Annotated in this window: 22 protein-coding genes; 17 read left to right on the forward strand and 5 right to left on the reverse strand. The window is 48.4% G+C overall.

Going from position 1 to position 23,552, the window contains the following annotated elements:
• Positions 1-123: 123 nt before the first annotated feature.
• From mtaB to rplT, 9 genes are all read left to right on the forward strand, one after another.
• Entirely contained in the window at positions 124-1,443 is a 1,320-nt protein-coding gene (mtaB, locus tag E4T81_RS02500; protein ID WP_135041090.1) for a tRNA (N(6)-L-threonylcarbamoyladenosine(37)-C(2))-methylthiotransferase MtaB, read from the forward strand.
• Positions 1,440-2,372, forward strand: coding sequence for a lysophospholipid acyltransferase family protein (locus E4T81_RS02505; RefSeq protein ID WP_135041092.1), 933 nt, complete (start codon positions 1,440-1,442; stop codon positions 2,370-2,372). Before mtaB ends, E4T81_RS02505 begins: the two co-directional genes overlap by 4 nt.
• Complete coding sequence (locus E4T81_RS02510; protein ID WP_135041094.1) at positions 2,365-3,369, forward strand: glycosyltransferase family 2 protein; 1,005 nt, start codon at positions 2,365-2,367, stop codon at positions 3,367-3,369. The genes E4T81_RS02505 and E4T81_RS02510 overlap by 8 nt, the downstream gene beginning before the upstream one ends.
• Before the next feature lie 85 nt (positions 3,370-3,454).
• The gene (locus E4T81_RS02515; RefSeq protein WP_135041096.1) at positions 3,455-5,761 is read left to right on the forward strand and encodes a TonB-dependent receptor domain-containing protein; all 2,307 of its coding nucleotides are present in this window, start codon (positions 3,455-3,457) and stop codon (positions 5,759-5,761) included.
• A gap of 31 nt (positions 5,762-5,792) precedes the next feature.
• Positions 5,793-6,275 carry an AAA family ATPase gene (locus E4T81_RS02520; RefSeq protein ID WP_135041098.1) on the forward strand — a complete coding sequence of 161 codons (483 nt, stop codon included), beginning with the start codon at positions 5,793-5,795 and terminating at the stop codon, positions 6,273-6,275.
• Between the two features lie 370 nt (positions 6,276-6,645).
• Complete coding sequence (thrS, locus tag E4T81_RS02525; RefSeq protein ID WP_135041100.1) at positions 6,646-8,583, forward strand: threonine--tRNA ligase; 1,938 nt, start codon at positions 6,646-6,648, stop codon at positions 8,581-8,583.
• Between the two features lie 9 nt (positions 8,584-8,592).
• Positions 8,593-9,165, forward strand: coding sequence for a translation initiation factor IF-3 (infC, locus tag E4T81_RS02530; protein ID WP_135041102.1), 573 nt, complete (start codon positions 8,593-8,595; stop codon positions 9,163-9,165).
• 58 nt (positions 9,166-9,223) lie between these two features.
• Positions 9,224-9,418 (forward strand): 50S ribosomal protein L35, encoded by a 195-nt coding sequence (gene rpmI, locus E4T81_RS02535; RefSeq protein ID WP_135041104.1) that lies wholly within the window; start codon positions 9,224-9,226, stop codon positions 9,416-9,418.
• A gap of 109 nt (positions 9,419-9,527) precedes the next feature.
• Entirely contained in the window at positions 9,528-9,878 is a 351-nt protein-coding gene (rplT, locus tag E4T81_RS02540; RefSeq protein WP_135041106.1) for a 50S ribosomal protein L20, read from the forward strand.
• Positions 9,879-10,087: 209 nt separating this feature from the next.
• Here rplT and E4T81_RS02545 read toward each other — a convergent pair whose 3' ends face one another.
• Complete coding sequence (locus E4T81_RS02545) at positions 10,088-10,591, reverse strand: RNA polymerase sigma factor (protein WP_135041108.1); 504 nt, start codon at positions 10,589-10,591, stop codon at positions 10,088-10,090.
• Positions 10,592-10,924: 333 nt separating this feature from the next.
• Between E4T81_RS02545 and menB the strand changes: the two genes are divergently transcribed.
• From menB to E4T81_RS02560, 3 genes are read left to right on the forward strand one after another with little or no spacing between them, the layout of a single operon-like run.
• Positions 10,925-11,743, forward strand: a complete 819-nt coding sequence (menB, locus tag E4T81_RS02550; protein WP_135041110.1) for a 1,4-dihydroxy-2-naphthoyl-CoA synthase — start codon at positions 10,925-10,927, stop codon at positions 11,741-11,743.
• A 3-nt stretch (positions 11,744-11,746) separates the two neighbouring features.
• Positions 11,747-12,799 (forward strand): o-succinylbenzoate synthase, encoded by a 1,053-nt coding sequence (gene menC / locus E4T81_RS02555; protein WP_135041112.1) that lies wholly within the window; start codon positions 11,747-11,749, stop codon positions 12,797-12,799.
• The gene (locus E4T81_RS02560; RefSeq protein WP_167761597.1) at positions 12,799-13,752 is read left to right on the forward strand and encodes an AMP-binding protein; all 954 of its coding nucleotides are present in this window, start codon (positions 12,799-12,801) and stop codon (positions 13,750-13,752) included. The genes menC and E4T81_RS02560 overlap by 1 nt, the downstream gene beginning before the upstream one ends.
• 339 nt (positions 13,753-14,091) lie before the next feature.
• Here E4T81_RS02560 and E4T81_RS16055 read toward each other — a convergent pair whose 3' ends face one another.
• The 4 genes from E4T81_RS16055 to E4T81_RS02580 all read right to left on the reverse strand — a co-directional run bounded on the left by E4T81_RS16055 (position 14,092) and on the right by E4T81_RS02580 (position 17,184).
• Positions 14,092-14,433 carry a transposase gene (locus tag E4T81_RS16055; protein ID WP_371683030.1) on the reverse strand — a complete coding sequence of 114 codons (342 nt, stop codon included), beginning with the start codon at positions 14,431-14,433 and terminating at the stop codon, positions 14,092-14,094.
• A 240-nt stretch (positions 14,434-14,673) separates the two neighbouring features.
• Positions 14,674-15,513 (reverse strand): hypothetical protein, encoded by an 840-nt coding sequence (locus E4T81_RS02570; protein WP_135041120.1) that lies wholly within the window; start codon positions 15,511-15,513, stop codon positions 14,674-14,676.
• 5 nt (positions 15,514-15,518) lie between these two features.
• The gene (locus E4T81_RS02575; RefSeq protein WP_135041122.1) at positions 15,519-16,322 is read right to left on the reverse strand and encodes a DUF4595 domain-containing protein; all 804 of its coding nucleotides are present in this window, start codon (positions 16,320-16,322) and stop codon (positions 15,519-15,521) included.
• 160 nt (positions 16,323-16,482) lie between these two features.
• Complete coding sequence (locus tag E4T81_RS02580) at positions 16,483-17,184, reverse strand: Crp/Fnr family transcriptional regulator (RefSeq protein WP_135041124.1); 702 nt, start codon at positions 17,182-17,184, stop codon at positions 16,483-16,485.
• A 141-nt stretch (positions 17,185-17,325) separates the two neighbouring features.
• Between E4T81_RS02580 and E4T81_RS02585 the strand changes: the two genes are divergently transcribed.
• The 5 genes from E4T81_RS02585 (at position 17,326) to coaD (ending at position 23,548) form a co-directional block, all read left to right on the forward strand.
• On the forward strand, positions 17,326-18,081 hold the full coding sequence (locus tag E4T81_RS02585; protein ID WP_135041126.1) for a shikimate dehydrogenase: 756 nt from the start codon (positions 17,326-17,328) through the stop codon (positions 18,079-18,081).
• Between the two features lie 19 nt (positions 18,082-18,100).
• Positions 18,101-19,954, forward strand: a complete 1,854-nt coding sequence (locus E4T81_RS02590) for a ComEC/Rec2 family competence protein (protein ID WP_135041128.1) — start codon at positions 18,101-18,103, stop codon at positions 19,952-19,954.
• A 74-nt stretch (positions 19,955-20,028) separates the two neighbouring features.
• On the forward strand, positions 20,029-21,090 hold the full coding sequence (locus E4T81_RS02595; RefSeq protein ID WP_135041129.1) for a M20 family metallo-hydrolase: 1,062 nt from the start codon (positions 20,029-20,031) through the stop codon (positions 21,088-21,090).
• Between the two features lie 66 nt (positions 21,091-21,156).
• Complete coding sequence (locus tag E4T81_RS02600) at positions 21,157-23,097, forward strand: DNA topoisomerase IV subunit B (RefSeq protein WP_135041130.1); 1,941 nt, start codon at positions 21,157-21,159, stop codon at positions 23,095-23,097.
• Positions 23,078-23,548: a pantetheine-phosphate adenylyltransferase gene (gene coaD, locus E4T81_RS02605; protein ID WP_135041131.1), complete on the forward strand. Its 471-nt coding sequence runs from the start codon at positions 23,078-23,080 to the stop codon at positions 23,546-23,548. The genes E4T81_RS02600 and coaD overlap by 20 nt, the downstream gene beginning before the upstream one ends.
• The last annotated feature ends 4 nt before the right edge of the window (positions 23,549-23,552 follow it).

Here is a 23,552-nt window from a genome sequence, read left to right on the forward strand (position 1 = left end):
GATACATTAAATTACAAATGCAATGAGAAATAGTTTGAAACGAGGGATGCAAATGTAAGCATTAATTTCACAAAACCGCCAAATTATCTACCGCTATTTTATAAATTGTAGTAATTTTGCATTATGATTGACAATACGACATTCGGCAACGGCACCGCACTGTTTCACACATTCGGGTGCAAGCTCAATTTCGCGGAGACCTCCACCGTGGCACGCCTCTTCTCCGACAATGGGATAAGACGCGTGCAGGCGGGCGAGACCCCCGACTTTGTTGTAATCAACACATGCAGTGTCACGGAAATCGCCGACAAAAAATGCCGCCAGGCAATACACCGCTTCAACCGCCTTTATCCTGACGCGGCTATTGTGGTGACCGGCTGTTATGCCCAGCTCAAAAGCGAAGAGATAGCGGCGATACCGGGAGTGGCAATCGTCGCAGGCACCGACCGCAAGCTTGAACTGCCCGAGTATCTGAAAAATTGGCGCGAAAACCGTGAAAACGCGACATTCGTGACACCGACACGCGACATCACCGCCTTTAATCCCTCTTGCTCACGTGGCGACCGCACCCGCTATTTTCTGAAAGTACAGGACGGCTGCGACTACTGGTGCAGCTACTGCACCATCCCGATGGCGCGGGGAAGAAGCCGTTCGGGCACAATCGACGAGCTTGTAAGGCAAGCCGGAGAAGTGGCAGCCGAAGGCGGCAAAGAGATAGTGCTTACCGGAGTCAACATCGGTGATTTCGGCAAGGGACGCACCGACACCTTTCATGACCTCATCAAGGCTCTCGACGAGGTAGATGGCATCGAGCGCTACCGCATATCGTCAATCGAGCCCAACCTGCTCACTGAGGAGATAATCGAATGGGTGGCGCGGTCAAAGCGATTCATGCCTCATTTCCATGTGCCCCTGCAGGCAGGCAGCGATGAAGTGCTCAGGCTTATGCGCCGCCACTACGACACGTCACTGTTCCGCAGCCGCATGGAACACATACGCTCGGTAATGCCCCACGCGTTCATCGGCGTCGACCTCATCGCCGGAGCGCGCGGAGAGACCGACCTGCTCTTTGAGGCATCGCGCGACTTCGTGGAGTCGCTTGACATATCACGCCTGCATGTGTTCCCCTACTCCGAACGACCGCGCACCCGCGCGCTTGACATCGATTACGTGGTAGACCAGAAAGAGAAACACCGCCGCACCAATGTGATGCTCGGCATCTCGGAAAAGAAGCTCGCCGGATTCATGTCAAGATTCACCGGGACAGTAAGACCGGTGCTGCTTGAACACCCCCACGGGAAAAAGCCTATGAGCGGATTTACCGACAATTATATCAAAGTTGAAGTCGACGCCGACCCGTCGCTTGCCGGAACGATTGTCTCGGTAAGACTTGGAGAGACCGACCCGTCGGGCGAATATGTAAAAGGAGACATTGTATTATGAAACATGCCTGGTATTACACCCCGCTCGGGTGGCTGCTTGACGCGATTTCCCGACTGCCTTTCGGAATCCTTTATATAATCAGTGACCTGCTTTATGTAATAGTTTACCACATAGCGCGTTACCGCCGCGACGTGGTAAGCGGCAATATCCGTGACTCCTTCCCGGAGAAGACAGAGCCAGAGCGCAAGCAAATCATAAAAGAGTTTTACCGCCATTTCACCGACTACTTTGTAGAGACCATAAAACTCGCCCATGTGTCGGACAGCGAGATGAAACGCCGCATGGAATTTGTGGGCACCGACATGATTGACCGCTACTTTGACGAGGGGAGGTCGCTCGCCATGTATTTCTCTCATTGCGGCAACTGGGAGTGGGCACCGTCAATAACCCTGTGGACCAGACATAAGCCATCGGAACAGACCGTATTTGCACAGGTGTACCGTCCGCTCACCAATCCTTGGTTTGACGCCTACTTTCTGAAGCTCCGCAGCCGGTTTGGCTCTGTATCTTACGACAAGCGCCTCGTGTTTCGCGACCTTCTGCGTCTAAAGCGCGACGGCAAGCTGTCAATCACGGGCTTCATGAGCGACCAAAAGCCGAGCCACAACGACACCGTGCATGTTGTGAAGTTTCTGAACCACCCCACGGCAATCATAACCGGGACGGAGACAATCGTGCGCAAGCTTGATCTTGTGGCGATATACTGGGACATGGAAAAAGTGAAACGCGGACATTACCGCATCACGGCACGCCTTATCACCGACAACGCTGCCGCCATGCCACAATTCGAGATAACCGACACCTACACGCGAATGCTTGAGACGACCATCCTGCGCCAGCCGTCAATATGGCTATGGAGCCACAGGCGCTGGAAAAACAAGGTGCAATACAGCGATGACAACAGCCATAAGCCCGGAAACAATGAATAAGCCGGTAGCCGTAATAATACTGAACTGGAACGGACAGGAAATGCTGTCAAGATTCCTCCCGGAGGTCGTAAAAACCACCGACAATAATATCGCCGACATAATTGTCGCTGACAACGGAAGCACCGACGGCTCCTTGCAACTGATTGCCGAAAGATTCCCTGAGGTAAAAACAATCAGGCTTGACAGAAATTACGGTTTTGCCGAGGGCTACAACCGGGCGATAGCCATGACCGAATACCGGTATACCGTATTGCTCAACAGCGATGTGGCTACCTCTCAGGGATGGGTGAACTCACTGTTTGACTACATGGAAAGCCATCCTGAGACAGGCGCCGTACAGCCGAAAATACGCAGCGTGGACCATCCCGACAGTTTTGAGTATGCAGGTGCATCCGGCGGATATATCGACTGCAACGGCTACCCCTACTGCCGAGGCAGAATCTTTGACAATGTAGAGACCGACCACGGACAATATGATGACGTCGCCAAAGTATTCTGGGCTTCCGGAGCCGCGCTGATGGTAAGAAGCAGCCTATATGAAAAGACGGGAGGCCTTGACGCCGACTTTTTCGCCCACATGGAAGAGATAGACCTCTGCTGGCGCATACAGCTCGCAGGCTACAACATCGAGGTTGTGCCTCAAAGCATCGTCTACCATCTTGGCGGCGGCACATTGCCTGCATCCAATCCACGCAAGACATATCTGAACTTCCGCAACAACCTGCTCCTGCTGCACAAGAATCTGCCCGATTCATGCCGCAGGAAGCGTCTGGTCATACGCCGCTTGTATGACACGCTGGCATGGGCGAAATTCATTGTCTCGCTCGACTTCAAGAATGCCTCGGCGATATTACATGCCCACAGAGACTTCAGAAAGATGGCTCAAGCCTACACCTCTCACCCTGACAAGAATCTACTCCCGTCAAAGCCTAACATAATCTTTGACTACTTTCTGCGTCGACGGTCAACATTTTCGCAGCTAAAGCAAGATAGTTAACACATATTAACTATTGGGGGGGGTAACATGCAACCTTATCGCAAAAGCTGATGTTTTAATAAAAACATTACAAATATTTAAGGTTATGAGACTCCTTTTCACAATTACAGCACTGCTGGCATTTCCATATCTTTTCCAGGCAAGAGAAATCAAGGGCAAAGTATTGGACGAGACAGGCAGTCCGGTAGAATTTGTAAATGTCGTCATCATGAAGGATTCCACATATGTGGATGGAAAGACCACCGATGCAGCGGGAATGTTTATATTTGAAAATGCCGACTCCACTGCCGACATGGCAAGAATCACAATGACAGGCTACGACGCTATTACTACAGACATCCCTGCCGATGGCAACCTCTCCACTCTGACACTCAGCCCCTCTTCAGTAATGCTCGGAGAGATTGTGGTAAAAGCCAACCGCCCGCTTACAAGAGTAAAAGGAAACGCTCTCGTCACAAACGTTGAAAACAGTGTTCTTGCCACTGCCGGTTCAGCCGATGATGTGCTGAAAAATATACCTATGGTTACAGGCTCAAACGGTAATTTCAGTGTGTTCGGTAGAGGGGATGCTATCATATATATAAATGGCAGACTTGTCAGAAGTTCCGATGAAGTCGGGCAACTCTCATCGGGCGATATAAAGGAAATACGGGTCATCAACAACCCCGGTGCACAATATGGAGCAAATGTCAATGCTGTCATTCGTATCGTAACTAAGAAGCCGGTAGGCGAAGGATTCAGCGTTTCAGCATACACCGATAACATTTATAATAAGTGGTTCACAACAACGGAGCAGCTTAATCTAAAATATCGCACCGGTGGTCTTGAAATCTTCGGCATGGGTTATTTCAGTCATGGCAAGAATTATGACGATGAATATGCCGTTACTACAAGCTATGGCAAGTCCTTGCTTGAAATGATTTCTGATCAGTCTGTTTCTACAACACAGACAAACATCACGGGCAAGATAGGCTTTAATTATCAGTTCAACGAAAATCATAGTATTGGCGCATACTATCAACATGACTATAACAGAGGGCATCACTTCGGTCATTACCTTAATGATATAACGGAAAACAGCGAGCTGTCTGAATCAAGTGTTTCCGACCTTAAAGGTTGGTTCAAGGCTCTGCCTTGCAACAGTGCCAACATATACTATAACGGCACAGTTGGAAAGTTTACATTCGATTTCAACGGTGATTATATGCAGACCAAAGATAATGACCGTTCATATCAGTACGAACAAAACAAGTTTTCTGATGACCGGAATGTAACAACATTCAATACTACCCGCAACCGACTCTTTGCAGAGAAGGCATCTGTTTCATACGAACTTCCCAAAGGTAATATCCTTATTGGTGAAGAATATACCAATTCAAGGAGTCGCAATGACTTCCGCAATCCTGAAAACATACTAAATTCGGAACTTACAGATGTAAGAGAGAGCAATATGGGCATTTTTGCAGAAATCAGCCGGACTTTCGGGAAATTCAGTGCAACTGCCGGAGTCCGGTACGAACATGTCAAATCTGACTATTATTTGAATGATAAGTTGGTGGACGGACAGAGCAAAACGTATAACAACCTGTTCCCTTCTGCGAATATAACCTATTCGCCGGGAGATTTCAAGTTTTCCTTGTCATATAGCAACAGAATCTCGCGTCCGACCTATAATAATCTTACCGGCAACTATTTTTATGTAAATTCAATGCTATACACCCGCGGAAACCCTTATTTGAAACCCGCCAAACGTCAGGACTTCACGGCACAGGCATCTTGGAAATACATAACCCTTTCAGCCCAATACACTTATACAAAAGATGTCACAACTCAAATATACGAGCCATATGAGGGTAACGAAAAGATAAATGTATTCACGGTAACCAATACACCCAACCAAAAACTGTTTTCCATATACCTTAATGCCTCCCCGGTATTTGGAATATATCACCCATCGCTTTCTTTGGGGATGCAGAAGCAGTGGTTTGGAATAAACTATCGTGACCAATATTTGAAGTTAGGCAGTCCAATCTTCACAATACAGATGCAGAATACATTTACACTCCCGAAAGACTGGTTTATAGAAGCATCGTTTTGGTGGCGCAGTCGTGGAGACTGGAAAAACTGGTCTTACACACATACGCAATCTACAGTTAATCTCCGAGTATATAAAATGTTCCTCGATAAGTCTCTCTCGGTATATTTGGGCGTGAATGATATTTTCAACGGTATGCTTTATCATGCGGATATTTACAGCGGTAATGTCAAAATGCAATCCAATGTCAATAATCATGGAAGAAATGTCGAATTGACAATCCGCTATAACTTCAACACCACCAAGAGCCGGTATAAAGGAACCGGGGCGGGACTTTCGGAAAAAAACAGGTTCTGATTAAGCGTCTCGCAAAACCGACTTATTTTTTATGGATAAGATAATAATCATAGGATGTCCCGGAGCCGGGAAAAGCACCTTTGCAAAGAAACTGGCGGAAAAGACAGGCATTCCGCTCTACCATCTCGACATGATATGGCATCGTCACGACAGGACAACTATAAGCCGCGATGACTTTGACCGGCAGCTCCGGGAGATTATGAATAAAGAAAAATGGATAATCGACGGCATGTATCAGCGCACACTGCCTGAAAGGATGAGACGGTGTGACACCGTGTTTTTCTTTGACCTTCCGACCGAGACATGTCTTGCAGGCGCGGAAAACCGTGTAGGGAAAGCCCATAGCGACATGCCATGGACCGACGAGACTCTCGACAAAAATTTAAGACAATCTATCATTGACTATCCTGACCGGCAGCTTCCGGTCATAAGGCAACTGCTGCAGGGCTACACCGGAGAGATCATACGGTTCACGTCACGCCGACAAGCCGACGACTATATAGACCGATTGTGACACCCGTCCCCGACCCATTGAAAGCGCGACATATGTCATCCGGTTCACAATCAGCTTTCTTCTCCGACAAATAACCAAACCCAACAACTTTGTCACCGTGGTAATAATTACGACGGTAATAAAGCGTCTCTGCTTACCTCCATTGTTAAGCGCCGTCTGAGATCAAATCATTCAAATCATTATTCCAGATGTTGATGAAACTTGGATTAGAAATTCAGCCGACTTCTTTCGATTCTTGCATTGATTTACGGCATAGGCATTGACAATGTGTTTTTTATTTGTGGTTTTGAAATATTTGCGTAAATTTGCAGTCGTTTTTGCGCGATAGGGGAAATTGCGCCCTGTCAGCATGAAAATTAAATGAAATAAAATGATTACGATTACATTTCCCGACAAAAGCACAAGGCAGTATGAAGAGGGCACAACCCCGCTCCAGATTGCTGAAAGCATAAGCACCCGTCTGGCGCAGGATATACTTGCCGCCACAGTCAACGGTGAGGATTGGGACATAAGCCGCCCCATAAACGCAGACGCAGAGATTAAACTTTTCAAGTGGGACGACCCGGAAGGCAAGCACGCTTTCTGGCACAGTTCAGCCCACCTTCTCGCCGAAGCGTTGCAGGAGCTTTATCCCGGAGTGAAGTTCGGTATAGGGCCGGCGATTGAAAACGGTTTCTACTACGACATCGACACCAATGGACACTCCATCACAGCCGCCGACTTCCCCGCTATCGAGAAGAAGATGCTTGAGCTTGCCCAGAAAAAGGAGCCAATCGTAAGAGCTGACATATCAAAGACTGACGCGCTCAAACTATTTGGCGACAGAAACGAAGAATACAAATGTGAGCTTATCAGCGAGCTTGAAGACGGTCACATCACTACCTACACCCAGGGACAGTTTACCGACCTCTGCCGCGGACCTCACATCCCTAACACCGCCCCGATAAAAGCGGTAAAGATAACCTCGCTTGCCGGTGCCTACTGGCGTGGCGATGAAAAGCGCAACCAGCTTGTGCGCGTCTACGGCATAACCTTCCCCAAGAAGAAGATGCTTGACGAGTATCTGGTGTTGCTTGAAGAGGCCAAGAAGCGCGACCACCGTAAACTCGGAAAAGAGATGGAACTCTTTGCCTTCTCATCCAATGTAGGTGCCGGACTTCCCCTCTGGCTTCCCAAGGGCGCTGCATTGCGCGACCGTCTTGAGCAGTTCCTGCGCAAGATTCAGAAGCAGTATGGCTACCTTCAGGTAATCACTCCGCATATCGGTAACAAGAATCTGTATGTGACCTCAGGTCACTATGCAAAATATGGCAAGGACTCCTTCCAGCCTATTCACACACCGGAAGAAGGTGAAGAATATCTGCTGAAACCGATGAACTGCCCCCACCACTGCGAGATATTTAAGGCATACCCGCGTTCTTACCGCGACCTGCCTATGAGACTCGCCGAGTTTGGTACCGTGTACCGCTACGAACAGAGCGGTGAGCTCCACGGTCTGACACGTGTGCGCGGCTTCACTCAAGATGACGCCCACATATTCTGCGCGCCCGACCAGATTAAGGATGAATTCCTCAAGGTAATGGACATCATCCTTTATATCTTCAAGACTCTTGACTTCAACAACTACGAAGCACAGATATCGCTCCGCGACCCGAAGCATAAAGAAAAGTATATCGGCTCTGACGAAAACTGGCACCTTGCCGAGCAGGCAATCATCGACGCCTGTGCGGAAAAGGGACTTAACGCACGCACCGAACTCGGTGAAGCAGCATTCTACGGACCGAAACTCGACTTCATGGTTAAAGACGCCATCGGTCGCCGTTGGCAGCTCGGAACAATTCAGGTTGACTACAACCTGCCCGAACGTTTCCAGCTCGAATACACCGGAGCCGACAACCAGAAACACCGTCCGGTCATGATTCACCGCGCACCGTTCGGATCGCTCGAACGCTTTGTCGCTGTGCTTCTGGAGCATACGGCAGGTAAATTCCCGTTGTGGCTTGTACCCGACCAGGCGGTTGTGCTTCCTATCAGCGAGAAGTTTAACGACTACGCCCACAAGGTTGCACGCGAGCTGAACATCGCTGATGTCCGCACGATTGTCGATGACAGAAACGAGAAAATCGGAAAGAAAATCCGCGACAACGAGCTCAAACGCATACCCTATCTTCTGATTGTAGGAGAAAAAGAAGCAGAAAATGATGAAGTTTCTGTAAGAAAACAGGGTGAAGGTGATAAAGGTACAATGAAAATTACTACCTTTGCAGAATATTTGACTGACGAGGTCAACAAATTGATAAATCAATAACACTACTGAATGGACAACAGACCCGGTAATCAGGGGCCGCAACGCGGCAATCAGCGGAGAGGACCGCAGAAAGAAAAAGATCCTTATGCAATAAATGAGCGCATACGCGCCCGCGAGGTACGACTTGTGGGCGACAATGTGGAGCCAGGCATATACTCAATCCACGATGCACTCAAGCTTGCCGAAGAGCAGGAACTTGACTTGATCGAGATTTCGCCCAATGCAGCTCCGCCTGTCTGCAAGATACTTGACTATCAGAAATTCCTGTACCAGCAGAAGAAGCGACTGAAGGAACAGAAAGCCAAGTCTACCAAGGTAGTGGTAAAAGAGATTCGTTTCGGACCTCAGACCGATGACCACGATTACAACTTCAAGCTGAAGCATGCCCAAGGATTCCTGTCGGAAGGAGCAAAAGTAAAAGCCTACGTGTTCTTCCGCGGACGTTCAATCCTCTTCAAGGAGCAAGGAGAAGTATTGCTGCTTCGCTTTGCCAACGACCTCGAAGAGCTTGGAAAGCTTGAACAGATGCCGGTGCTTGAAGGCAAGAGAATGACAATCATGCTCTCGCCCAAAAAGAAATAAATCGATTGGCTTGCCAATCACACAATTATATAACTCGAATTAATTAAAAATTAAAACAATGCCAAAGGTTAAGACTAATTCCGGTGCCAAAAAGAGGTTCGCCCTTACCGGATCAGGAAAAATCAAAAGAAAACATGCCTTTAAAAGTCACATCTTGACAAAGAAGACCAAGAAGCAAAAGAGAAACCTCACCCACTTCGGCACAGTAGCCAAGGTTGACGAACGCGAAGTAAGAGATTTGCTCGCACTGTAACGTAAAGGTTTCACTGTTTTTTAATTCGTGATTTTATAATCTTTTTATTAACCGAATGCACAGCAAAAAAGAGCAAAAACGCCGCTGACATTCAAAAATCATTACTAAAATGCCAAGATCAGTAAATCATGTTGCTTCAAGAGCACGCAGAAAGAAAATCTTAAAACTCACCCGTGGTTACTATGGCGCACGTAAGAATGTGTGGACCGTTGCCAAAAACACTTGGGAAAAGGGTCTTACCTATGCTTATCGTGACCGTAAAGATAAGAAGCACAACTTCCGCGCATTGTGGATTCAGCGTATCAACGCTGCCGCTCGCGAGGAAAACCTCTCCTACTCTAAGCTTATGGGACTTATCCACAAGTCAGGCATAGAGATCAACCGTAAGGTGCTTGCCGACCTCGCTCTCAACAACCCCGCCGCTTTCAAGGCAGTTGTAGAGAAGGTTAAGAACGCATAAATTGGTTCTCATAAATATTACAGGCGGAGTTATGTCGTGCGACATGGCTCCGCCGCTTTTTATCCCCTCCCCAATAAAAAAGACACGCAGCGCGGCGACAGAAACATTTAATTGCGATACAATAACGACACGAAAAAGGGCCATGCCGGAGCATGACCCTAAATAGAAATTATCAATATTTTACGGGTTAATCGGTTGGATTCCGCCGGTTAACGATAATCCTTGAGTGTCTGCTGAAGACGCTGACGGGCAAAAAAGATACGACTCTTTACAGTGCCAAGGGGGAGATTCATTTTTTCAGCAATCTCATTATACTTATATCCTGCCACATGCATTGAGAAAGGTATGCGATAGTCATCGCTGAAAGAGTCGATAGCGGCAGTGATTTCTTTTGCTGCGACAGAGCCCTCGGGAGTCTCAAACCCGGAATCTTGTGGAAGATTCAGATGATAGAGGTCTTCGGTCTGGTCAATAATCGTAGCAGAGCGAACCACCTTACGATAGTTGTTGATAAAGATGTTGCGCATGATGGTAAACACCCATCCTTTGAAGTTTACATTGTCGACATACTTGTCCTCATTGTCGAGAGCCTTCAGAGTGGTGTCCTGGAGCAAATCATAGGCATCGTCACGGTTGGACGTGAGAAGATAAGCGAAATTTAAAAGATTGCTTTGCAATCCTAAAAGCTTTGTTTGAAAATTAGAAGAACCCATAATAGATAATTTAATGTAAATAGTTGTCGTTACTTATTGCAATTGATTCACAAACTTGTTACAAATCAATTACAGCGCAAATATAATAATACTTTTCATACTGACAATGCATTTTTGTAAATATTTTAGTTTTACCAAGTTAATTAACTATAGTTAATACATAATTACTTATGTTACTTAGCATTACAAAACAATCAAAGCATTTCATCTTTATTACATTATAGAATACATTCTGTTACATCCATCTTTTTAACGCAATTTTTAACAGAAAAACGCCACTATCTACAGGAAATAGAGATTTATTGTAGCTATATTTGCAAAAAAATATGTGTTATGAGAGAATGGACTACTATAAAGGAATATGAGGACATCCTGTTCCAGCAATATGGCGGCATCGCCAAGATAACGATTAACCGCCCCGAAGTGTACAACGCATTCCGCCCGCAAACCAATTTCGAGATGCTTGACGCAATGTCAATCTGCCGCGAACGCCCCGACATAGGTGTTGTCGTGTTGACCGGCACCGGCGACAAAGCTTTCTGCTCCGGAGGCGACCAGAAGGTAAAAGGAATCGGAGGATACATTGACCAAAACGGTGTACCCAGGCTTAATGTGCTTGACCTGCACAAGGCAATACGCTCAATCCACAAGCCAGTAATCGCCATGGTCAACGGCTACGCAATCGGCGGAGGAAATGTATTACAGGTTGTATGCGACCTTACGATAGCGTCAGAAAACGCAAGATTCGGACAGACAGGGCCCAAAGTCGGAAGTTTCGATGCCGGATTCGGCTCATCTTATCTTGCGAGATGTATAGGACAGAAAAAAGCACGTGAAATATGGTTTCTTTGCCGCCAATACACAGCCAAAGAAGCTGAGGAAATGGGCATGGTAAACAAAGTAGTGCCGCTTGAACGCCTTGAGGATGAAACCGTGGAATGGTGTGAAACCATCCTGAAGCGCAGCCCGATGGCAATCAGAATGATCAAGAGAGCCATGAATGCCGAACTTGACGGACAGCGCGGCATGATGGAGTTTGCCGGCGACGCGACTTTGATGTATTATCTCATGGAAGAAGCGCAGGAAGGCAAAAACGCGTTCCTTGAAAAGCGCGACCCCGATTTCTCGCAGTTCCCCAAATTTCCGGGATAACCGATGAAAGCCGAATACGCCACTTATACCCTGCATTTCAAAAACAAAGCGGTGACTTCGCGTGACACACTCACCGAACGCGCCACTTACTATATACGCATCCGGGACGATTCAGGCAAAAATTTCGGCGTAGGCGAATGTGCCCTGTTCAAAGGTCTTGGTGATGACGACCTCCCTGACTATGAAGAGAGGCTGAGAGAAACGTGTCGGGCAATAAATGCCGCGAAGTGCCGCGAAGAGATACAGTTGCCGCCTATGACGTCACTGCGTTTCGGTGTTGAGACAGCACTCGCCGACCTTGACAACGGCGGCACGCGTCACCCGTTTCCGTCACAATGGAGCCTGGGGAAAAGTGAAATACCCATCAACGGACTTATCTGGATGGGCTCAGCAGAAGAGATGCTGTCACGAATCGACGAAAAACTCAATGCCGGATTCAGGTGTGTCAAACTCAAAATCGGTGGCATCGATTTCAATGAGGAGCTTAGGCTCCTGCAATATATAAGGAATCGCTTTGCCCCCGACCGGCTTGAATTGCGCCTTGATGCCAACGGGGCTTTCACGCCCGGCAATGCGCTGCAGAGGCTTGAGATGCTGTCACCCTTTTCCATCCACTCCATCGAGCAGCCCATCCTTCAGGGACAATGGAAGGAAATGGAGCGCATATGTCGCGAAAGCCCGATACCTGTAGCCCTTGACGAGGAACTTATCGGATGCACAGATGCACAAGAAAAGGAGTCGCTGCTATCGGCAATCCGTCCCCACTACATCATCCTGAAGCCTTCGCTGTGCGGAGGGTTTGCCTCAGCCGACGAATGGATTTCGACCGCAGAGAGACACGGCATAAAATGGTGGGCTACATCGGCGCTTGAATCTGACATAGGGCTCAACGCCATAGCACAGTGGGTATCCGTAAAGCAGCCGGTCATGCCCCAGGGACTCGGCACAGGACAACTGTATCTCAACAACATCTCTTCACCTCTCGTGCAGACACGGGATGTGCTGCGATATAACCCTGACAGAAAATGGGAACTCCCGCAACTCGACTGGCGCTAATGATTGACGACCCTAAAGGTCTCGCCGATGAATTTCTGAAAGAATGGTTTGCCCCGGAGCCATATGTGACAGCCCACACTTCCGGGTCGACCGGTGAGCCTAAGGAAATAAAGCTCCTTAAAAGCGACATGCTGAAATCAGCGGAAGCCACATGCCGCTTTTTCAATATAGACTCCGGCAGCAACATGCTGCTTCCTTTGTCGCCATCCTATATAGCCGGGAAAATGATGATTGTAAGGGCTATCGTAAGCGGTGCCCGTCTACATGTCGAGCCTCCCTCATCTCATCCTATGGCTTCCGACTACGGCACTCTCGACCTTGTACCTATTGTCCCGGCACAGCTTGCCGGCATATTGTCCAATAGGCTTTCCGGCAATATCAAGAACCTGCTTATCGGGGGCGCCCCGCTATCGTCGGCAGAAGAAAGCCTCATTGCCGAGTCAGGGATAAAAGCGTGGGCTTCATATGGGATGACCGAAACCTGCAGCCATGTCGCGCTACGTGACATCACCTCGCGCAGTGACATATACGACATGCTTCCCGGCATAACGGCTTCAACCGACGACCGAGGCTGCCTTATTATCAATGCACCGGAATTTTCATTCCGGCAACTTGTCACCAACGACATCGCCAAGGTCATAAGCCCATCCCGTTTCCGATGGATAGGCAGGCATGACAATGTAATAATCTCAGGCGGCATAAAACTTCACCCCGAACTAATCGAGCGACAGCTGGCAGGACTTATCAATGAGCCGTTTTATATCATCGGCAGACATAGCGAACGCTGGGGACAGGAAGCTGTTTTATACATCGAGGCGACATCAGTCGACACAGACCGGCTGATGCCGGAAATCCGCAAGCGGCTTGACCGCTACAGTGTCCCCAAAGAGATTATCGCAGTGACCCGCTTTGACCGTACCGACAGCGGAAAAATAAAGCGACGCATACTCTGAGACCCCGTTCCCCAATATTTGTTAAGGCCGGGGCGGTCAAGCGTTGTGCAGATGTGTTCACGCAGTGAGGGAGCAATGCGGTTGCATTGTGACCGAAACAAGCGGACGCAGATGCACGGCGATTGGCCGAGGCGAATGTAACTTTTGCCTCGGATAATTGAGAATACATCTGTTTGTGATGAAATCGGAACGGTTTAGAACTATACGAACCGCAACATGAACATTGCGCACGCCACCATCGCAATACCTTTTGCGGTGTGCAGAAATTGCCCGTAATTCTTGTTTAAACGTCTGAAGGATTCAAGCCACTAAAATGTTCGCTCCACAACCCGTCTGCCGTCAACCGGTTTGAATTCCGATGTGCCGAAATTCGATTTTACGCACTCCGGATTCATAGACAATCCTTCTTTCAAGCGTCCGACCAATGGACCACGACATCCGTAGCGAACTCCTTGCGACATAAATCAATGCCACGTTCATCCGGTCGAAAAATCCGGTAGTGAGCCATTTGCGGTAAAATTCATATACGGTACGCCATTTGGGTAAGCCATGGGGTAGAAGTTTCCACCGGCACCCTGTCCCGGTCAGATATAACCATATTTGCTCATGTAGATTACTGATGGTTAAAATAATATAACCGAATTTATGTGTGATAAATTGTGCGGCAATCAATAAAAACACCTTACCATCGCATCTCTCTGGCGTTTTTTGCCTTGTTCCTCTGTCACGTAGCAAAAGCTACGCTCCTTCATCACAAGACAAAAACCACTCAGAGATATGCGACCCCAGCGTTAACAAATATCGGGGAACGGGGTCTGAATGCGACCGACAGAGGTAGATATACGATGATTCAGCGTGTACAAAAATGGAAAGGACCGCGACAATAGCCGCAGCCCTTTCAATACATTGTGTTGCCTGTGCTTATAATGTAAAGGCGATGTAAACCCTGAACGAAGAGAAGTCGCGCTTTATCTTGGGCCGGCTGTCTTCATCGTCAGAACTGTTTAACACAGCAATCTGGGAATACTTTCCCGAACCCCAGCGGCTTTCCACGCCGAGCGCCACACGCCTATACTGTATCTTTCCTCCGAAGTCAAATATATTGCAATAAGCCATCGATGAGTTTAAGTCACCCTCGTCGCTGACGAGGTGTAGCCCGAAAGTAGGCTGATAGTGGAAGTACAATGTGGCACGAAGATATTTTGCGGCATTATCCATCATCGAGAAAGGTGCCACCGATACGACAGGACCTATGCCGAAAGCCCCGATATGCAAATCCCATACTCCGAGATTATTGAATTTTGACAGAATGTCGCCATAGTCGTCATCACCTCCGGTGTTACCTCCGTCAGTATTCCAGTTATCAGAGGTCACAAAGTTACGCTTCTTGTATTTTGTAACCTGAATATCGGTCCAGCGCACATCAAAACCCACCTTGAGCAAGCCGGCGATAGGGCGTTTCGGGAAGAAATAACTGTTTCCTTTAGTTATGGCAAATGAAAAACTTGCCTTCTCCTTCAATCCCTCAGCCTTCACGTTGGCGGTCGGAGCATAAGAAAGCATCGTATATTTGCCCTTGCCCCATATTGAGTTCCAGTTCTTCTCGCGGTTCAGCCTCTCTATTTCAAGATCCTTTTCCGCAAGTTCAGCATTTGCCGCATCAAGTTCGTCACGAAGATAATCAAGGCTGTCAACCGGCTCTTGCGCCCTCACTCCGGCAACAGAAGCTACTGCCAGTAACAAAAAAAGTATATGTCTCATAGTCTTTATTTTTTACGTTTAAACAATGATTTGAAGCGGTTTTTAGAGCCCTGCAAAGAGGTTACATCACAGGCATCACCTGCCCTGCTTCCGGCATAATTATATGACATGGTTATCGTAATATCGTCTATCGTGACCTGTTCGGCGGATATTGTACCGTCAGGATTCAATCGATAAGCAAACTCTGTCACATCATACAACACAGGATTGTACATAGTCATGGGGAAATTCTTGGACACTTTGCCAAACAGACCGGTCATGGAAAACGGGCCGAGAGGATCCCATAACGGACTGCAAACTCCAGCCTTATTCTCAAGAGTCGAATAGGTATAGAGTATATCGTCTCCATCATAAGCCACACTCATCAGATTGCCGTCTTTCCAATTAAAAAAATCAGTATCTCCATCTGTGGTCATGCTTGTAAGGTGCCCGGCAGAATCATAGGTAAGCGACACCTTCCATGAATCACCTAATTCCGAAACAATAGCTTCAGTCATGTAACCGCGGGAATTGGTAGAGATATTGGAGAGCGTTAAATTATCTTCATCGTCACGAGACTTAATGGTGAGCGGATTATACGAAAGCGTTATTTCCATTTCATCCATTTTCATCCTTGAAATGCGACCGGAACTATCATAGCTCACATTGAATACAGGGATACCGGCAACAGTAATCGATGACAGCTTGTTGCCTGTCGCCACAGGTGAGTCGCCACCACCGGCTTCATCGTCATCATCTCCACACGAAACAAGGGGCAAAACCATCATTGATGACAATGCCCATAGTAAAAAAGTAAAGGTTTTCCTCATAGTTTATTAATGATTGGTTATATCAACAGTTGCAAATATAGATGAATTATTTACCCCCCCCCCAAGTTAAAATATGTTAATACGCAAACAAAAAAATATCGTGCCGACTACGACACGATATTGGTTTATTCTATATCTACCCGACTGAACCTACACCCCGCTATCCGAATTTGCTTATCTTACGGAGTGCCGATTCATTTATAATCTTAATACGTCTTCCGTCGACGATGAGAATTTTCTCATTGACAAAACCGGAAAGTGTGCGTATGGCATTTGAAGTCGTCATATTGGATAGATTGGCGAGATCTTCACGCGCCATATAAATTTTTAGAGTCGCGTTATCATCTTCAAATCCGTAACTCTCCCTCAGCGCAATCAAAGCTTCGGCAAGGCGACCGCGTATGTGCTTTTGTGTAAGATTGACAATCTTCGTGTCGGAGCCGCCGAGATTGCGCGACAGCTCGCGTATAAAGAACCAGGCAAGCTTTATATTGTTTTGAATAAGCTCCTTTACGACAGTCATGGGGACAGAGCCAAGCACAGAAGGCTCAAAAGCCGCAGCCGTCGACACGTATGCCTCCTCGGCAAAACATGCACGGTAGCCGAAGTATTGCACGGGGCGTATCAGGCGCAGTATCTGTTGCCTGCCTCCTATTCCGTCCTTATACAGCTTTACCTTGCCTTTAAGCAGACACCACAGAAACTCAGGCTCCTCGCCCTCGGCATATATTATCTGATTCTTTTTAAATGTATGGGTAGTAAAATTCTCGACGATGCGACGTTTTTCATCGCCGTCAAGAATTGACCATATTTCTGACAGGTCTTCCTGGATTACCTTTTCTAAAGTGCTTTTTTTAATCATCTCAAGTGCCGTGTAGCAATGTTATAAAACATACGACAAAGTTACACAATTTTACTAATACACAAAAAAATTAGGCTCCATTAATAAATAATTCTGACAATATGATTAATTTTGCAACACAACCAGAAAACATCACCGATTATGGCAGACAAGAATGAACGTATATTTGGACTGATAGGTTATCCCCTGTCCCACTCCTTTTCCAAAAATTACTTCAACCAGAAGTTTCAGTCGGAAGGCATCAATGCCCGTTACCTCAACTTCGAGTTGCCCGACATCGGTGATTTAATGGAGGTAGTAGCCGAGTATCCCAATCTATGCGGACTCAATGTCACCATCCCCTATAAGGAGCAGGTGCTGCCCTATCTTGATTCAATTGACGACAACGCCAAAAAGATAGGCGCGGTAAATGTAATCAAGATTGTTCACGACAACAACAACCTGAAGTTCAAAGGCTACAACTCTGACATAATCGGGTTCATGGACTCGATACGCTCACTGCTCACCCCGGAGCGCAAAAAAGCGCTTGTGCTCGGCACAGGCGGAGCCGCGAAGGCTGTGTTCCAGGGGCTGATAAATCTCGGGATAGAACCGACCTATGTGTCACGCAAGGCAGGAGAAGGCATACTGACATACAAAGACCTGTCGCCTGAAATAATGGAGTCACACACAGTGATTGTCAACACCACGCCGCTTGGCATGTATCCCCATGTCGAAGAGTGCCCCGATATTCCTTACAATCTGCTGACTCCGCTTCACCTATGCTACGACGTCGTCTACAATCCGGAGGAGACTATGTTCATGAAAAAAGCGGCGGAACATGGCGCCGAAACAAAAAACGGACTTGAGATGCTCCTTCTACAGGCTTTTGCCGCGTGGAAAATATGGAATGAATAAACCGCCTGGGCTATAAAAATTGCGACCTCCCCTCTCCTACATCCCGCTACTCCCTGTAACAATAATCCTTGTCACGGCGATACTTATAATCAACCCGGTCGGCAAGGATTATCCCGACATTTTTCATGCCGATTCACAAAAGGCAATCGTAGAGAGCAACCTGACCAACGAATCTGGGCAACATATTGTCGTGGCGTTCAACACCCTTGAATATGGCGACATCAAAGCCCGCCTTACAGTCCCCTCGACAGGAACGATGCTATCAATAGGCGACAGCGTTAAACTCAACGGCAAGCTGCAAAAACCGCGTCCCCGCACAAGCAAGGCTAACGACAACACATTCAGGCTAAGGACACAGGGGATAATATACCGTGGATTCACACCTCCCGACAGCATCTCAATAACAGGAGCATCACACAACCTTTATTGGGAAATACGCCGCCTGCGACCTCTTGCCGGCGACATTTTTAAACGAAGCTCGCTATCTCCCCAGGCTTGTGAATTTCTTACCGCCACAATCACAGGCGACACTTCCATACTCGCCGAAGACACCCGCCGGCTGTATTCCTCGGCAGGCGTGGCTCATATACTTGCCCTCAGCGGACTACATGTAGGCATCCTGGCTATCATAATCTCCATCGTGTTATTTCCGTTGCATCTATTCAGATTGCGCGACCTGAGGCTGACATTCACCATTGTGGCGCTTTGGGCATATGCCATCTTTACCGGCCTGTCCCCGTCGGTCACTCGCGCAGTAATCATGGCGACAGCCATAAGCGGAGGAGTGATGCTTCAGCGACGCTATTTCGGATTTAACGGACTCCTGCTCGCCGCTTGCGTGATCATCGTCTGCGACCCGCTCCAGATGTATCAGCCCGGATTTCAGATGTCATTTTTGGCAGCAGCCTCGATACTCGCCATAGCCCCCGCTGTCAACCGCATCAGTCGCAAAAACAAAGTGCTGTTTTATCTCGCGTCAACGGCAAGCGTCAGTGTGGCGGCGACCATAGGCACAGGCATAGTGTCAGCCTACTATTTCCATTCATTTCCCCTCTATTTCCTCTTCGCCAACATCCCTGTGTTGATATTATTGCCGTTTCTTATGGGTGCGGGCGTCATGCTGCTTGTCGCCGGGGCAGCAGGCGCCGACCCCTCGTGGCTATGCGCTTTCATCGACTTGCTCTATTCGGCAATACATTCATTTGTATCATTCATCTCCAATCTCCCTAATGCAACCATCAACCACATCTATTTCCCGGCATGGGTAGCTGTGCCTTACTTTCTTACCGTCGCTTCGCTTATCTCGGCGATATATCTGCGTAAACGCATATTCCGATACATCTGCCTGTCAATCGCGACAGCCACTTGCCTATGCTTCACTGTATCACAGCCGGCACATGCCGATGAAGAGATGTTTCTTACCTACGAGACATATTCCACCTCATGCCTTTACCGTCACCACGACAAAGCCTACCTGCTGACAACGGCAAAACCGCAGAACGCCAAAAACCTTGTCGAAAACTATATGCTGACCTACAGCGACTACCTCGGCATCCATCACATCGACTCAATAATCATAGCACCCGATTCAGCAGTATTCGGCTCGGTGACAAGAATGTGCAGCCTGACTTTAATCGGAGAGAACCGCTATCTCACCGTAGCAGACAATGAGCTGCCCGACCCTGCCTGCGAGCCTCGCCCCACCCATGCCGTGATATGCCGTGGATTCAGAGGAGATGTCATTGACATCTACAGCCGGTATAGCCCCGACTCAATAATACTAAGCAATGACTTGCACCCGCGACGCCACAACCGCTATGCCGACTCTCTTGCCCTGCACGACATCCCGTTTCGCTCTCTGAAAGAATTGTAGTATATTTGCATGCGGCATGCGCCTAAACGCTTGCCGGAACACTCGCAAAAGACACAAACACATACTCTCAATATATGGATGAGCTATATTACCAGGCAATCGACTTGTTGAAAGAACTTATTTCCACCCCCTCGTTAAGCAGGGAAGAAGTGCATGCCGCCGATATAATCCAGCGTCACCTAATGACAAACGGACACTCGCCAAACCGTCACGGCAACAACGTATGGGCTGTAGCTCCCGGCTACGACCCGTCACTTCCCACATTGCTTCTCAACTCCCATATTGACACTGTAAAACCGGCGGCAGGATGGACGTGCGACCCGTTCAAACCGGAAGAGGATGAAGAAGGACGCATATACGGGCTCGGCAGCAACGACGCCGGAGCCTCATTGGTCTCGCTAATCTCGACATTCCTTTACATGTCGGAAATGCCGCGGTCCTACAACCTTATAATGCTCGCCTCGGCAGAAGAGGAGATAAGCGGCAAAAACGGCATCGAGTCAGTCATCCCGCTACTCCCCCGCGTAGACCTCGCAATCGTGGGCGAACCGACAGGCATGAACCCGGCAATCGCCGAAAAAGGGCTTATGGTGCTTGACGCCGAAGTCTATGGCGTAGCCGGCCACGCAGCCCGCGATGAAGGCGACAATGCCATATACCATGCCGCCGACGCCATATACACGCTCAAGAACCTGCGCCTGCCGGTAGTGTCGGAACTGCTCGGACATGTAAAAATCAGCGTCACGCAAATCAATGCCGGAACCCAGCACAATGTCGTGCCCGACCTGTGCAAGATGGTGGTTGACGTGCGCACAACCGACGCCTATACCAATGCAGAGACACTTGAGCTGATACGCGCTGCCGTGCCGGAATGTAGGTTCACGCCACGCTCGACGCGCCTTAACCCCTCACACATATCACCCGACCACGTGATTGTCCGGCGCCTCAAGATGCTCGGATATGTCCCATTCGGCTCCCCGACATTAAGCGACCAGGCTCTCATGCCCTGGACGTCAGTAAAAATAGGTCCCGGACAGTCATCCCGCTCCCACACCGCCGATGAATTTATCTTCACGTCAGAAATACGCGAAGCTATTGCCACCTATACCCGCATACTCTCAGGGCTAAATCTTTAGATTTGCATTATTTGTCACTTTTGTGTAACTTTGTAAGAATAATCTTAAAAGCCTTGACTACGCGACATGAGTGACACCAGCGACATCACATTACAGGAAGAAGAAAACGAAAACAAGCCGGTCAACTATTCCGGCGACGACATAAAGACGCTCGACTGGAAAGAGCATATACGCCTGCGACCCGGTATGTATATCGGCAAGCTCGGTGACGGCTCTCAGAATGACGACGGCATATATGTGCTTCTCAAAGAAGTGCTTGACAACGCCATTGACGAATACATGATGGGGTTTGGCAAGCAGGTAGATGTCACAGTCACCGATGCAACCGTGTCAGTAAGAGACTACGGCAGGGGCATCCCGCTCGACAAGCTCATAGACGTATCGTCGAAAATGAACACCGGTGCGAAATATGATTCCAAGGCGTTCAAGAAATCGGTAGGTCTAAACGGTGTCGGCATAAAGGCGGTCAATGCATTGTCGACCGACTTCATAATAACAAGCGCACGCGACGGTCAGGCGCGCACCATCGAATACAGCTGCGGAAATGTAATCAACGACAGCGGCATAGTGGCAAGTGACGAGCCGAGCGGGACATTGGTCAGGTTCACCCCCGACAACTCGATATTCCGCGACTATCACTACCACGAAGAGTATATCGTGCAGCTTGTAAAAAACTATACATTCCTGAACACCGGGCTGTCGATATATCTCAACGGCAAGCGCTATTACTCGCGCAACGGCCTGCTCGACCTGCTAAGGGAGAACCTCACGACCGAGCCGCTCTACCCCATCATTCACCTGAAAGGCGATGATATCGAGGCTGTAATCACCCACACAAAGCAGTTTGGCGAAGAATACTATTCTTTTGTCAACGGGCAGCACACAACTCAGGGAGGCACCCACCTCACAGCGTTCCGTGAATCTGTGTCACGTACAATCAAGGAATATTTCGGCAAAAACTTTGAATATTCCGACATTCGCGGCGGAATGGTCGCTGCAATCTCGATAAAAGTCGAGGAGCCGGTATTTGAATCTCAGACAAAGACCAAACTGGGCTCACGCGACATGGGACCTAACGGGCCTACCGTGGCAAAATTCATAGGCGACTTTATCAAGAAAGAGCTTGACAATTATCTTCACATAGACCTCACCACAGCCGACATCCTGCTGAAAAAGATACAGGAAAACGAACGCGAGCGCAAAGCAATGGCAGGCGTCACCAAAGCAGTGAGGGAAAAAGCGAAGAAATTTGCCATCCACAACAAAAAACTTCTTGACTGCCGCACCCACCTCTGTGACGTGAAAGGCGATGAAGACAAAAAACTCGCTTCGTCAATATTCATCACCGAGGGTGACTCGGCTGCAGGGTCAATCACTAAAATTCGTGATGTCGACACACAAGCCGTGTTCTCTCTCCGCGGAAAACCGCTGAACACCTACGGAATGCCGCTTGTGGATGTCTACAAAAACGATGAGTTCGCGCTCCTTCGCGCGGCACTGAACATCGAGGAAAGCATCGACGACCTGCGCTATAACAAGGTGATAATCGCGACCGATGCCGACGTTGACGGAATGCATATCAGGCTTCTGCTTCTCACATACTTCCTTCAGTTTTTCCCCGACCTGATAAAAAAAGGACATGTCTACGTGCTTCAGACTCCTCTTTTCAGAGTGAGAAACGGAAAAACGACAAGGCGCATAGGGAAAAAAGCGGCAAAGGGCGCAACCGACGAGACTTATTATTGTTATAATGACGAAGAGCGTATCGAAGCAATCAACAAGCTCGGAGCCAACGCCGAAATCACCCGATTCAAGGGTCTCGGTGAAATCTCGCCCGAAGAGTTCCGCGGATTCATCGGTCCCGACATCAGGCTTGACCGCGTGACCCTACGCAAAGAAGATGCCGTAGCCGAGCTACTGGAGTTTTACATGGGTAAAAACACAGTCGAACGCCAAAACTTTATTATTGACAATCTCGTAATCGAAGATGACTCACAAATCTCTTGAACGCATAGCCATATACCCGGGCACATTCGACCCCTTCACCATAGGACACCTGTCGATTGTGGAGCGCGGGTTGCAGATATTTGATAAAATAATCATTGCCGTCGGCATCAATGACGCAAAAAGGTGTTACAAACCGACGGAAGTGCGTGTGCGCCACATCAAGAAAGCCATGGCGAGAGAACCGCGCGTAGAAGTGGTAAGCTACGACGGATTGACCGTCGACATAGCTCGCAGGCATAATGCCGGGTTTATACTCCGCGGCGTCAGGACTGTCGCCGACTACGAGTATGAGCGCAATCTCGCCTATGCCAACCGACGCATCTCCGGAATAGAGACCGTGCTGCTGTACACGCTGCCCGAGTTGCAATATGTCAGCTCCACCATGGTGCGCGACCTTGACCGGTGTGGCTACGACATAAGCCAGTTTGTCCCTGAATCAGAATCACTATAACACA

Source organism: Barnesiella sp. WM24, assembly GCF_004570975.1.
Taxonomy (GTDB): domain Bacteria; phylum Bacteroidota; class Bacteroidia; order Bacteroidales; family Muribaculaceae; genus Muribaculum.